The organism is Exiguobacterium sp. HVEsp1 (assembly GCF_002009685.1).
In the GTDB taxonomy this organism is placed as follows: Bacteria; Bacillota; Bacilli; order Exiguobacteriales; family Exiguobacteriaceae; genus Exiguobacterium; species Exiguobacterium profundum.
Window position 1 is genome coordinate 1,389,464 of sequence record NZ_KV917367.1, and the last position, 12,669, is coordinate 1,402,132.

Annotated in this window: 14 protein-coding genes; 10 read left to right on the forward strand and 4 right to left on the reverse strand. The window is 47.2% G+C overall.

The annotated features are described in order from the left end of the window. Nucleotides 1-2: 2 nt before the first annotated feature. Nucleotides 3-515: a hypothetical protein gene (locus tag BV910_RS07180; protein ID WP_012726186.1), complete on the reverse strand. Its 513-nt coding sequence runs from the start codon at nucleotides 513-515 to the stop codon at nucleotides 3-5. Nucleotides 516-670: 155 nt separating this feature from the next. Here BV910_RS07180 and BV910_RS07185 point away from each other — a divergent pair, with 155 nt between their 5' ends. The 6 genes from BV910_RS07185 to BV910_RS07210 all read left to right on the forward strand — a co-directional run bounded on the left by BV910_RS07185 (nucleotide 671) and on the right by BV910_RS07210 (nucleotide 7,130). Beyond that, nucleotides 671-1,849 carry an HD domain-containing protein gene (locus BV910_RS07185; RefSeq protein ID WP_078146818.1) on the forward strand — a complete coding sequence of 393 codons (1,179 nt, stop codon included), beginning with the start codon at nucleotides 671-673 and terminating at the stop codon, nucleotides 1,847-1,849. Nucleotides 1,850-1,864: 15 nt separating this feature from the next. After that, nucleotides 1,865-2,815, forward strand: coding sequence for a CobW family GTP-binding protein (locus tag BV910_RS07190; protein ID WP_078146819.1), 951 nt, complete (start codon nucleotides 1,865-1,867; stop codon nucleotides 2,813-2,815). After that, a complete protein-coding gene (locus BV910_RS07195) occupies nucleotides 2,796-3,578 on the forward strand; it encodes a 5'-3' exonuclease (RefSeq protein WP_078146820.1) in 783 nt (260 codons plus the stop codon). The genes BV910_RS07190 and BV910_RS07195 overlap by 20 nt, the downstream gene beginning before the upstream one ends. Next, nucleotides 3,559-3,951: a reverse transcriptase-like protein gene (locus BV910_RS07200; RefSeq protein WP_078146821.1), complete on the forward strand. Its 393-nt coding sequence runs from the start codon at nucleotides 3,559-3,561 to the stop codon at nucleotides 3,949-3,951. Before BV910_RS07195 ends, BV910_RS07200 begins: the two co-directional genes overlap by 20 nt. 119 nt (nucleotides 3,952-4,070) lie before the next feature. After that, the gene (gene fumC / locus BV910_RS07205) at nucleotides 4,071-5,471 is read left to right on the forward strand and encodes a class II fumarate hydratase (protein ID WP_078146822.1); all 1,401 of its coding nucleotides are present in this window, start codon (nucleotides 4,071-4,073) and stop codon (nucleotides 5,469-5,471) included. 168 nt (nucleotides 5,472-5,639) lie between these two features. Continuing rightward, the gene (locus BV910_RS07210) at nucleotides 5,640-7,130 is read left to right on the forward strand and encodes a GGDEF domain-containing protein (protein WP_078146823.1); all 1,491 of its coding nucleotides are present in this window, start codon (nucleotides 5,640-5,642) and stop codon (nucleotides 7,128-7,130) included. Between the two features lie 10 nt (nucleotides 7,131-7,140). Here the strand turns inward: BV910_RS07210 and BV910_RS07215 are convergent, their stop codons facing one another. Together BV910_RS07215 and BV910_RS07220 are read right to left on the reverse strand one after the other, a co-directional pair. Next, a complete protein-coding gene (locus tag BV910_RS07215) occupies nucleotides 7,141-7,629 on the reverse strand; it encodes a dihydrofolate reductase (protein ID WP_078146824.1) in 489 nt (162 codons plus the stop codon). After that, nucleotides 7,626-8,420, reverse strand: a complete 795-nt coding sequence (locus tag BV910_RS07220; RefSeq protein WP_078146825.1) for a thymidylate synthase — start codon at nucleotides 8,418-8,420, stop codon at nucleotides 7,626-7,628. The genes BV910_RS07215 and BV910_RS07220 overlap by 4 nt, the downstream gene beginning before the upstream one ends. Nucleotides 8,421-8,598: 178 nt before the next feature. Between BV910_RS07220 and BV910_RS07225 the strand changes: the two genes are divergently transcribed. The 3 genes from BV910_RS07225 to BV910_RS07235 all read left to right on the forward strand — a co-directional run bounded on the left by BV910_RS07225 (nucleotide 8,599) and on the right by BV910_RS07235 (nucleotide 11,073). After that, complete coding sequence (locus BV910_RS07225; protein WP_074037100.1) at nucleotides 8,599-9,123, forward strand: type 1 glutamine amidotransferase domain-containing protein; 525 nt, start codon at nucleotides 8,599-8,601, stop codon at nucleotides 9,121-9,123. Between the two features lie 26 nt (nucleotides 9,124-9,149). Beyond that, the gene (locus tag BV910_RS07230; RefSeq protein ID WP_078146826.1) at nucleotides 9,150-9,884 is read left to right on the forward strand and encodes a Bax inhibitor-1/YccA family protein; all 735 of its coding nucleotides are present in this window, start codon (nucleotides 9,150-9,152) and stop codon (nucleotides 9,882-9,884) included. Between the two features lie 76 nt (nucleotides 9,885-9,960). Continuing rightward, nucleotides 9,961-11,073, forward strand: coding sequence for an NAD(P)/FAD-dependent oxidoreductase (locus BV910_RS07235; protein ID WP_143404759.1), 1,113 nt, complete (start codon nucleotides 9,961-9,963; stop codon nucleotides 11,071-11,073). 37 nt (nucleotides 11,074-11,110) lie between these two features. Here BV910_RS07235 and BV910_RS07240 read toward each other — a convergent pair whose 3' ends face one another. Further along, nucleotides 11,111-11,674, reverse strand: coding sequence for a TetR/AcrR family transcriptional regulator (locus BV910_RS07240; RefSeq protein WP_078146827.1), 564 nt, complete (start codon nucleotides 11,672-11,674; stop codon nucleotides 11,111-11,113). A 121-nt stretch (nucleotides 11,675-11,795) separates the two neighbouring features. Here BV910_RS07240 and BV910_RS07245 point away from each other — a divergent pair, with 121 nt between their 5' ends. Beyond that, nucleotides 11,796-12,668 (forward strand): ABC transporter ATP-binding protein, encoded by an 873-nt coding sequence (locus BV910_RS07245; protein WP_078146828.1) that lies wholly within the window; start codon nucleotides 11,796-11,798, stop codon nucleotides 12,666-12,668. Nucleotide 12,669: the final 1 nt, after the last annotated feature.

Here is a 12,669-nt window from a genome sequence, read left to right on the forward strand (position 1 = left end):
TCTTATGCTGTTTTTGTCGTTCCCGGTTGTTTAATTGCCTCAAGAACGCGTTGGATGGCGCATCCACCGAGGAGTGAATCCATTTGACCACAAATCTGAGTCGGCGTCGAACGGTGTAACAATGTGTATGTCCGCTTCCAAGCGCGCTCTGCCGATTGAATTCGGACGAGAAGATCGGCGTGGCTCAGTTCTTTTAGCTTATCAATATTGAGTCGGTTCGTTCGAGCGAACGCAGACAAGATGACTGCTTTCGCTAGCGGTGTCTGAAGTGGGTAACCAGAAAGCTCAAGCGCCGCCATGGCCCCTTTCATCTCATGTTCGACAATTTTGTCGAGTGATGCATCTTTAGCATAAGGATTACCGGACAGATGCGTGAGTGACTGTTCTAAGTCCTGCATGCCCACCGGACAAGTTGACGCTTGTAGAATATGTTCAATGGATTGTTGTTCTTGTGCATAACGTGTCGCTTCCCCCGAGGCGATGAAACGCTCATACGTATCGATTAATGAAATCATTCTCGTTTCCCCCTTTATCGAACTACTTTTATCGTATCAATAATCGTAAGCGCTTTCAATATAATGATGGCAAAATCGAGACCCTACTAGAAAGTATGTTCGCCTAATGAGCGGAAACACGATACAATGTCAGAAGATGCGAGGAGGGAATGATTATGAACTATTATCAACAAATTGATCCAGTCATCGGTTCATCAATGAACCGTGATCGATTTCAAATACCGCAAATAGAAAAATCAAAGGACCGTTTAGACCAGTTAGCCGATGGGACCCCTGTCCAAACAAAAGCGCTCGTCAGTACAGTCGAGGTTAGAGAAGGAAAGAATAGTGCGAAATGGCTTCAACTAAGTATCACGACGGCGAACGGGATGATGCGTGCCAAACATTGGCTACGTGGAAATGAGAGTGAACTACTTCCAATCTATGAATCGGGTGTCATCGAATTGTCCGGGAAAATCGATGTCTATCCAAAACCGGATGGCGCCAAATCGATTACGATTGACCGCGTCCATCCTATCTCAAAAGATGAGGTAATCTCGTTATTACCAGGCTTGCCAGGGGATGAGACGATGGAGCAGTTTGCGGATGAATTGTTCAGTTTGATTGATACGTTGTCACCGACCTATCAACAGATCGCCTACGGCCTCCTTGATTTCGTTTGGGATGATTTCGTACTATCGCCAGCGGCACTCTACCACCATCATAACTATGCGGGAGGTCTATTGAAGCATACCGTGTGTATGCTTCGTCTCGGCTATCGGATTCAAGAGCAAGATGACTATTTGGCGATGGTGTTTCGTGTTATCAAAGAAGCGGAGCAGTTGCACAAAGTCGACCTTTGGAATACGATGAACGGTGTTAAAATCGAACAGGCATATAAAGGAGCGTTTGAATCGTTGTATGCCGCCTGTGAAGCGATGGCCGAGCGGAAAGAACCGTTGAATTGGGATGAACTCGCACTTGGAATCCTTTTCCACGACATCGGAAAAATATATGAATACAGCCATCTGTTATCTAGTCCGAATCGTTTTGAAAAGTTATCTTCTGTTGAGGGCACAAGTGAAACGACCGGCATCTCCATCAACCCGATGGGCACACTAATCGGGCATATGCCATACGGTGGGCTATTGTTTGAAGAAACGTTACGCCAGACGTCGACGCGACTGCCATTGGATGTCCACCATCGAATCTGGCACATGATTTTATCACATCATGGGAAACGTGAGTGGGGATCGAGTGTCCTCCCGATGACGACGGAGGCTTGGATGCTTCACTTGATTGATTTATTGGATGCGCGTTATGAGAAATGGGCTCGCGCGCACGAAGATTTGTAAGAAAAGGGTGGTATCATGATTCCCGTACAATTAGTGACCGGGTTTTTAGGAGCAGGCAAGACAACGTATATGAACCGCTTACTCGCGGCGACGGATGAAAAGATTTGTCTGATCGTCAACGAGCTCGGCGCGATAAATATCGATGAACAATTGATCGTCAAGATGGACCAAGAGCAAATCGAACTCTCAAACGGATGTATTTGCTGTTCCATCCAAAATGATTTGAGTAAGACGTTCTATCAACTCGCGGCAAAGCAAGAAACATTCAACCGAGTCATCATCGAGACGACCGGTGTCGCCGATCCCGCACCGATCATTCAGACGATTTATTATGATGAGTACTTACGTCAAAACTTTAAAATGAACGCCATCTTGACGGTTGTGGATGCCAGTCAAATGGACCGTGAACTGTTCAAAGAAGGGATTCATCAAATCGCTTATGCCGATCTCATTTTGTTAAATAAAATCGATTTAGTGTCGTCGGATGAACTCGATCAAGCACGCCGCCGAATCGAACAACTCAATCCGACGGTTAGGATTGTAGAGACGATTCAAACAGAAGGCGATTACGAATTACTTGAGAATACGTTCCAACTGTCACGTGTCGATGAACAGAAGTTGAGTCAACTGACAGAGACGAGTGAATCGGTCTCCTCCCTTCGTGCGATCACGTTGAGTGCCGAGCGTCCGTTGTCTCGGGAGCGCGTGACCCGTTACGTTCGTGAAGTCTTGATGCACTACGAAGATGCGATGTATCGGATGAAGGCGATTGTCCGCTTACAGGATGAGGAGTGCAAGTTTGTCATTCAAGCGACGAATCAGTTGATGGGCGCGACATTTGCAAATGAGATGCATGAAGGGGACCGTTCCGTATTTGTTTGGATTGGGAAGGAACTAGACCAAGATGCACTAGCACGGGGATTAAAAGCATGTGAGGTGGAGCAAGATGAAGCTTATTCTAGTTGACGGCTTTAATTTGTTGTCCCGTTATTATTTTGCGACGGAGCGAAGACGAGCACAAGATCCGGAAGTGACTGTGAAAGGATTACTTCGAAAGGTGGATTCCTGGACGACAGACTTTTCCCATATCGCTTTCTTTTGGGACGGGACACGAGAGTCTACCCACCGCTATGCGATGTATCCTGAATATAAAGCAACGCGTAATGGACTCCCGGAACCACTTTTCGAAGACTATTTGAAATTGAGAGCCGCTTTGGATGAACGAGGCATCTTACAATCCGAGTTGACTGGATATGAAGCGGATGATTTGATGGGCGCCGTCGCGACAGCGTTCCCGGGTGAATCATATCTCTATTCCTCGGACCGCGATTTACTTCAGTTGTTGTCTCCGAACGTGTTTCAAATCATGCCGAAAAAAGGTGAGGAGCAGCTCGTCAATGAAGCTTCTTTTGAATTGATGTATGGCGTGAAACCATATCAGTTTGTCGACGTGAAGGCATTGCAGGGAGACTCTTCGGATAACATCCCAGGTGTACGTGGCATCGGTCCGAAGACGGCGACGATTTTAATTCAGCATTACGATACGATTGAGACGCTTTATATGCATGTTCAAAATGAAACACTCGAAGCGCCCCATCAAAAATATGCAAAAAAACTAGACGGTCATGAAGAAATCGCGCTCTTGTCGAAACGACTGTCACAGATTGATATCCATGCTCCTGTCAATACAGATTGGGAGGCGTACCGGTTTGGTTCACATCTATTTTGACGCGGCCACCAATCAGACGACTGGAGATAATGGAATCGGTGTGTGGATCAAGTCTTCCGACGGTACCGTATCGACGTTTAAACGTCGCATGCAAGGATTGACAAGCGTTCATGCGGAATTGGCTGCATGTGCTTATGCACTGGAACAAGCGCATGCATTAAAAGGTGAAACCTCATTCATGCTGTATTCCGACGCCGAAGTGATTGTTCGCGCACTAGAGCAACGTTTCATGAAAGATGCTTCGGCGAAGCCTCTGTTTCTGAAAGCACTGATTGCCTACGATGAATTGCCGACCGTGTTCTTAAAATGGGTCCCACGAGCGGATAATCGAGCGGACGTGATTGCACGCGACGCATTGAATGGAATGAATTAAGCGACCGAGATCATTCTTGGTCGCTTTTTTGACGGAGTCCTTTTTTGACGGAGTCATTTCTTTTTAGATGGTTTTTCGCTAAAATGAAAGCGTAGTCAACTATAGAGGGGGAATTATACATGGATTATCGGATCGAACGGGACACAATGGGGGAAATTAAAGTTCCAGCTACGGCGAAATGGGGAGCACAAACGCAACGTAGTCTTGAAAACTTTAAAATTGGTGCGGAGAAGATGCCGCTTGAAATCGTATACGCATTTGCCATTTTGAAAAAAGGTGCAGCTTTAGCAAACGCTGAACTCGGTGTACTCGAGGAAGAGAAAGCAGCGATCATCGCAGAGGTGGCAGATGAGATTTTAGCAGGGCAGCATGACGCGGAATTCCCGCTTGTCGTCTGGCAGACAGGATCGGGCACGCAGTCAAACATGAACGTCAACGAGGTCATTGCGTATCTTGCGAACGAAAAGTTACAGGCTCGTGGAGCATCTATCACGATTCATCCGAATGATGATGTCAACAAATCGCAAAGCTCGAATGATACGTATCCGACCGCGATGCACATCGCCGCCATCCTTTCCGTACAAGATGATGTCCTTCCAGCAATCGACTCGCTTTATCAAACCCTTTCACAAAAAGCGGAGGCGTTTAAGAATATCGTCAAAATTGGTCGGACGCACCTTCAAGACGCGACGCCGGTCACACTCGGTCAAGAAATTAGTGGGTGGGTCCGGATGCTTGAATTGTCAAAACAGATGATCGAGCGCACGATTGAACCACTTACGGAGCTTGCACTTGGAGGAACGGCTGTCGGAACAGGGATCAACGCACACCCTGAGTTCGGTGAAGTTGTAGCGAAGAAAATCTCAGATGAGACGGGCAAACCGTTTGTAACAGCCGTCAACAAGTTCCACGCCCTTACAAGTCACGATCAACTCGTCTTCACGCATGGTGCATTAAAAGCCTTAGCGATGGACGCGATGAAGATTGCGAACGATGTGCGATGGTTGGCTTCTGGACCACGTGCAGGAATCGGAGAAATCACCATTCCGGAGAACGAACCAGGAAGTTCAATCATGCCGGGTAAAGTTAACCCGACTCAAAGTGAGGCGCTCACAATGGTTGCCGCACAAGTACTCGGAAATGATGCGACAATCGGTTTCGGGGCGAGTCAAGGGAACTTTGAATTGAACGTCTTCAAACCAGTCATCATGTATAATTTCCTACAGACTTGTCGTCTATTGACGGACAGCTTACATTCGTTCAATGATCATTGCGCTGTCGGAATCGAACCAAATCATGAAGTGATCTCACGTAATGTGGAACAGTCACTCATGCTCGTTACAGCACTTAACCCGCATATTGGCTACGAAAATGCGGCAAAAATTGCGAAATTGGCACATAAAAACGGTACTTCTTTGAAAGAAGCAGCCTTAGAAACTGGTTTATTAACGGAAGAGCAATTTGATCAATGGATTCGTCCGGAGGAAATGACGTCACCAAACTTAAAAGTGAAAAAATAACACAAAGCGGTCGCAAGACCGCTTTTAGTATGTCTTTTTTAGGGCGTAGGTCCTAGTTATATGTAAAACAACAGAAAATAAATAAGGAAATAGTTGTATTTTATCCTGAGAAGTCGCATAATCGAAACATAAGAGAATTCGGGGAGTACGAACATAGGGGGGACGGGAATGGAGCAAGGTCAACTCACTGAGCGTATACATATGATTTTGAAAAAGATATCGGAGTCGAGACAAATTCCAAAAAGCGATATCGAGTTTCTACTCGATTGGATGAAGAAGGAAGTTCGGCAACGACGGTTGATGCATTTGTTAGAAATCTTTAGTCGTGTCGAGTCTGACGCGAAGGAGTTGCCAAGCGTCCTTACACAAGCGGAAGCTTTGACCTTGATCTCTCCTGTGAAACGTTATATCCATACCGTCTTGGGGATTGAACAAGAGGACGAAGATCTCGTCCTTATCTTATCCGCAAGCTTTTCCACATTTAGCCGTTACAAGTCGCGCGTTGAAAAGCTCGGGGCACGTCCGGTATTTTTGCAGACCCTTGAAGAAGCCGTGGAATACGATTATGAGGATGTGCCAAAAGCCATCATTATGGACGTTGAATTATGGCCACAATTTAAAGAGCGAGATATCCAATCGTTCGTTAGCAAAATGAGAAAACTCTACGTTCCCCTCATTGTCATCGGAACGAATGAACACTATCGTCTTGCTGCTTATTCATATGGATTCGACGATTATTGGGAATCGTGGGTGCCGATGGAGGAACGATTGGTGCGTCTCGGGCTACATATTGAAAAATCCCGTCTCGTATCAAAAGCGTTACTCGTGGATGAATTAACGGGTGCTTTCAACCGTAAGTATTTAAAGGCGACCTTTTCTCGGTTCATCTCAAGATTGGAGCGGTCTGGTGAGAGTTTTGCCGTTGCACTGCTCGATATCGATCACTTTAAACAATTGAACGATACGTTCGGTCACTCGTATGGGGATGATGTGCTTCATCGTGTTTCTGAAGAAATCCGTCATGCCATTCGCTCTAGTGATGAGCTCATCCGATACGGAGGCGAAGAATTTTTGATCCTCTTGAACGTTTCAGACCGTGCAATCGTCGAATCGGTACTTGAGCGAGTCAGAACTCGCATCGAAGAGATGGAGTTTCCATACGATCATCAGGTGACGGTGTCGATTGGATACACCCGAGTCTGCCAGACTGGCTATACACTTGGAGAGTGGTGTGCCTACGCAGATGAGGCGCTGTATAAGGCGAAACGAGATGGTCGAAATCGTGTCGTCCGATACACTTCTGCTGTTCGTGAGGAGAAGCGAATCGCCTATGTGACGATGTCTGCCAATACCTATACATCGCTTGCTGATCGACTCCCGAAAGAGCATCGCCGATATGAAGTCGTATACCGTCCTTACGAGGCGTATTCTTGTAATGACAATATCGAGATGTTCGTCTTGGATGATGCGCGTGCGCAAGAAGCGAAAGGGACGTTGTCTGCTGTGAAAGAGCAACGAGGCAAATATAGTCACATTCTTGCTGTATCGAAACGAACGGCGTCTGAACTCGGAGCGATCTATGACGATTATGCGGATGGAGAACAAGACGAGGTCATCACGAGAAAAATTGAACAGTGGTTGGAAAAATTGCCAGACTAAAAAACAGACATCATGATGCGATGTCTGTTTTGTCGTATTGTTTGAATGAAAAGGCATATGCATGTGTTTCGTCTTGCGGGTGGTCGATTGTACTCGTAATTGACCATTCCCCAATCCGTTCGGGGTAATACGTATCGGCCTCGAACGATGCAGCGACCTCCGTTGCATAGATCCGGCTCGTCATCGGCATCGTCTGTTCATATAACGTGGCCCCACCGATGACAAACCATTCCTCCTGTTGACTCATTTCGACGAGACGTTCTAAATCATGCCACACTTCGACTTGATCGGCTGAAAAGGAAACATCAGATGTGACGACGATGTTGCGTCGGTTCGGCAACGCTTTACCGATGGACTCAAACGTCTTTCTTCCCATGACGACCGTGCCACCAGACGTGATAGATTTAAAGTGTTTCAAGTCATCTGGCAATCGCCATAATAAATCATTGTCTTTCCCGATTTCCCGATTCTGCCCATATGCGACGACGTGTGAAATCATACGCTCACTTCTCCTTTAATATGTGGATGTGGATCATATCCTAGAATTTCGAAGTCTTCAAAACGGAATGATTCGATTGAAGGGACGTCTCGGACAATGTTGAGTTTTGGTAGCGGACGTGGGTCACGCGACAACTGAAGTTCCACTTGTTCGAGATGGTTGTGGTAGATGTGTGCATCACCAAGGGTATGGACAAAGTCGCCGACTTCGAGTCCGGTCACGTGTGCGACCATGTGCGTCAAAAGTGCATACGATGCGATGTTGAATGGAACACCTAAAAAGGTGTCGGCGCTTCGTTGATATAACTGGCACGAGAGCTTCCCGTCAGCGACATAGAATTGGAACAATAGATGACATGGCGGGAGGGCCATCTCGTCAAGCTGTCCTGGGTTCCATGCCGACACGATCAACCGTCTCGAATCTGGATTCGTTTTGATTTGTTCAATCACTTGAGCCAGTTGATCGACGGACGAGCCGTCCGGGCGTGGGAATGAACGCCACTGTGAACCGTACACCGGACCCAGATTACCTTCCTCGTCTGCCCATTCATTCCAAATACGGACCCCGTTTTCTTGAAGGTATCGGACGTTTGTCTCTCCTGAGATGAACCATAATAGTTCGTGAATGATGGAACGAATATGTAATTTTTTCGTCGTAATCAGGGGGAACCCTTCTTGCAGATTGAAACGCATTTGGTAACCAAATACACTCGTTGTCCCGGTCCCGGTCCGGTCATCCTTTACGACACCTTGGTCGAGGATGTGTCGACATAAGTCATGATATTGCTTCATAGGTGATGTGCCTCCTTCTCATTCTTCTACCACTAAAGGTATCAATTGTAGGGAGGAAACACAAGATATAGTGGTAAGAATCATCCACAATCAATATCCTGGAAAAACAATCATGATTCTTCGTTTTCGTGACTGTCGCTTTCGGGTATAATGGGGAATGAATAAAAGGAGGGGTTTGATGAAACTACAAGGGAAGAAAGTCCTTCAACTTGTCAGTAATGATTTCGAGGATTTAGAGCTTTGGTACCCGGTGCATCGCCTTCGTGAAGAGGGAGCGCACGTGATCCTCGCTGGGGAGAAGGCCGATCACGCATATATCGGTAAATACGGTGTGCCAGCAAAATCTGACGTGGCGTTTGATGATGTGGACATTACATCGTTCGATGCGATCCTCGTGCCAGGCGGATGGTCTCCTGACTTATTGCGCCGTTTCGATTCGGTGAAAGGATTCGTCCGTTATATGGATGAACAAAAACGACCAATCGGTCAAATCTGTCACGCCGGTTGGGTGTTGATTTCTGCGAACATTCTAGACGGGGTGAACGTGACGAGCACGCCTGGAATCAAAGATGACATGGAAAATGCGGGAGCGATTTGGCATGATGAGCCGGTCGTCGTCGACGGACATATCGTCTCAAGTCGTCGTCCGCCAGACTTACCAGATTATATGCGCGCGTTCATCGACGTGTTCGCAAAACAGTAACTGAACCATAAAGGAGCTATTCAACGTTGAACTTAAAATCGAATCCATTACTTCGTAAATCAATGCAGTCCTCAGCTTACAGTGCCGAACCGATGACGAAAGCGGGAACATGGTCTAAAGTGTTCACCTTGCTTTTACTCGTGACAGCGGCAGCCGGTACGACATGGCTTGTCGTTCCGACAATCGGAGAAGGGCTCTTGTTCCCGCTCATGATCGGGTCACTCATCCTCGGCTTTATCTTTGCTTTGCTCATCACGTTTAAACCAAATACGGCTCCGATCGTCGCACCCCTATACGGGATGATCGAAGGTGTCTTCGTCGGATCGATTTCGTATTTCTTTGAAGCGATGGTCCCTGGTATTGTGGGACGTGCCGTATTAACGACGTTTGTCGTCGCCTTTGCGATGTGGTTTGTCTATACGACAGGGCTTGTCAAAGTGACACAGAAGTTTAAAGCCGGTGTCATGGCAGCCATGTTCACAGTCATGTTGTTATATCTTGTGCAACTCGTTATGAGTTTGTTCGGTTCAGGCTTGGCATTCATGACCGGTTCAAGCCCACTTGCGATCGGTGTTCAATTCGTGATTGTCATCGTCGCTTCACTCGCTCTCGTCTTAGATTTCGACTTCATCGCAAGTCAAGTCGAAGCTCGGGCTCCGAAACAGTTGGAATGGGTCGCGGCATTCGGATTAATCGTCACGCTCGTGTGGCTCTACATCGAGTTGTTAGATTTACTTTATCGTCTAGCGATGAGAGAATAAGAATCAATCATCGATCCGTTGGGTCGATGATTTTTTTACGAAAGGATGTGTCCATCTGTCTGAGCAAGACAGATTTATGATGAAGAAAATAGTGATTATCGGGTCAGGGATCGTCGGTGTTTCGGCTGCCTATCATTTAGCTGGTAAAGCGGATGTAACGGTCATTGACCGGAAAGAAGAAGGAAGAGCAACGGATGCCGCGGCTGGAATCGTATGTCCGTGGATTGCGCAGCGACGCAACAAAGCTTGGTATGCACTGGCGAAAGGCGGAGCAAGCTATTATCCTAAGGTCGTCAAAGAGCTGGAGGCTGAAGGGGAGACGGACACCGGATACAAACGTGTCGGGACGCTTGCGCTCCATGAAGAAACAAAGCTCGACCAGATGATGGAGCGAACTTTGCTTCGTCGAGAAGAAGCGCCAGAAATCGGTGAACTCGAACGATTGACTGCAGCAGAGGCACAACATCGTTTCCCACCGTTATCCGATGAATACGATGCACTCTTCGTGACAGGAGGGGCTAGAGTCGACGGCGGTCGCTTTCGCGCTGCACTTGAGAGAGTCGCTATCAAGCGTGGCGTCACATTTGTCAACGGTTCAGCACGGTTGACGAGCGGAGATGAGATTGGTGTGGAGTGTGACGGAGTGAGATATGAAGCGGATGAAATCATCCTTGCGACGGGTGCTTGGTTACCGGAGCTGTTACAGCCTCTTGGATATACGGTACGAGTCGAAGGGGAAAAGGCCCAGCTCGTCCACGTCCAGTTGAAGGATACAGATGCATCTGACTGGCCGGTCGTCATGCCGCCACGACGCCGCTATTTACTCGGATTTGACGACGGGAAAGTGGTCATCGGTTCGACACATGAGAAAGGAAAAGCGTTCGACGTTCGTCCGACTGCAATCGGTGTACACGAAGTACTGACGAAAGGTTTGGAGTCGGCACCTGGACTTGCTGAGGCAGAACTCGTTGAGACGAAAGTCGGCTTCCGTCCGGTTACACCGAATTCAATTCCCGTACTCGGAAGGGTGCCTGGGGCAGAAAAACTGTTGGTCGCGAACGGTCTGGGATCATCCGGTTTGACGGTCGGCCCGTTCATCGGAAAAGTGTTGAGTGACCTCGTTCTGACAGGAGACGCGGAAGTGGATCTATCGCTCTATCCAATTGAAGACTTTATCTATCACACATAAAAAAGGTGACTGTCTGCTTGCTTGAGACAGTCACCTTTTACCGTTTCATGACCCCATTCAAAAAGAAATGAAAGTAGACGTCCATCGTTTCCTTCATATTCTCGATTGAAAACTGAGGATCGGACAGGATAGCCTGTTGCATGAATTGTACATAGCGTAAATAAGAAGAAGTGGATAACGTCGAATCGATTGACCCTTGGGCCTTCCCGTATTCAATCAACCGGGCGAAAGCAGTATATCCTCGAGTCGCAAGCTGTTCCCAGTTCGGGTCTTGTTGAATAATTGCTGTGATGGTCTCGTCAAAGAGAACCGCCGTCTGGATTTTTCGTTTTAGGATCTCGACGAGTAACGCATCGAAGGGAGCGTTCGACTCAATCGCCTGTTCAATCCAACTCATCTGCTCTTCTGTCATTTGCTTTAAGATTTCCACGATGACCTGGTCTTTTGAACCGAAGTAATTATAGATGGATACAGGGGATACATGCGCTCGTTTCGCTAGTTCACTGATTTTAAATCGGGATTGCTTCTCTGTCATCAAGTCATAAGCGGCACGTAAGATCGCTTGTTGTTTTTCTTCGGTGCGTTTCGCAAATCCATCCATTGATCGAAGCGCTCCTTTCTCTAGTTTTGTAATCAATATACCATTTCCATTTCAAAAAAGAACGTGATATACTAGTTTTGTAATCATATTGTTAAGATATTACAAAAAAGGAGGGGTCGAGATGATTCGGATTCAGCGATTGACGAAACGATTTGATGATACACATGGCATTTTTGATGTATCCCTTCAAGTGACACCAGGAACAATCTTCGGATTCATCGGACCGAACGGCGCTGGGAAATCCACAACGATTCGACATTTGATGGGTCTGTTGAAGCCGAGTGAAGGCAAGGCGACTATCAACGGATTCGATTGTTGGCAGGAGACGGAGCAAGTGAAGCAGAGCGTCGGCTATTTGCCGGGAGAAATTAATTATCCCCAAAACATGACAGGGGAAGAAATCATTCGATTGACGCGCCATCTGCACAAAACGAATCCGGATCGTGAACGGCAATTACGTGAACGGTTTTCATTCGATGAGGCGACGAAAGTACGGAAGATGTCAAAAGGGATGAAGCAAAAGCTTGCTATCATCACCTGCTTCATGAAAGATGTGCCCGTCTATATTTTGGATGAACCGACGAGCGGATTAGACCCGCTCATGCAAGAGCGTCTAGTCGATTGGTTAATTGAAGAAAAGCAATTAGGGAAAGCGATTCTCATGAGTTCTCATCATTTCCCTGAGATGGAGCGGACGTGCGACCGTGCCGCGTTGATTAAAGATGGACGCATCATCATCGAAGAGGATATGGAACAATTACGACAACATAGCGTGAAACGGTATCGAATCGAATTTTCAACGGAAGCGGAAGCCGTTCGATTCGCGGCCGATTCTGGTGAACGGGACGGCATGCATGTCGAGGTCACCATCTCCACACCATCAGAGTTGAACCATCTCATTCGAACGTTGGCGGATTTCCAGATTCAATCATTGTCAAGCGGTACAGACGAGCTCGAACATTTGTTCATGCAGTATTACGGGGAGGCGACATGAC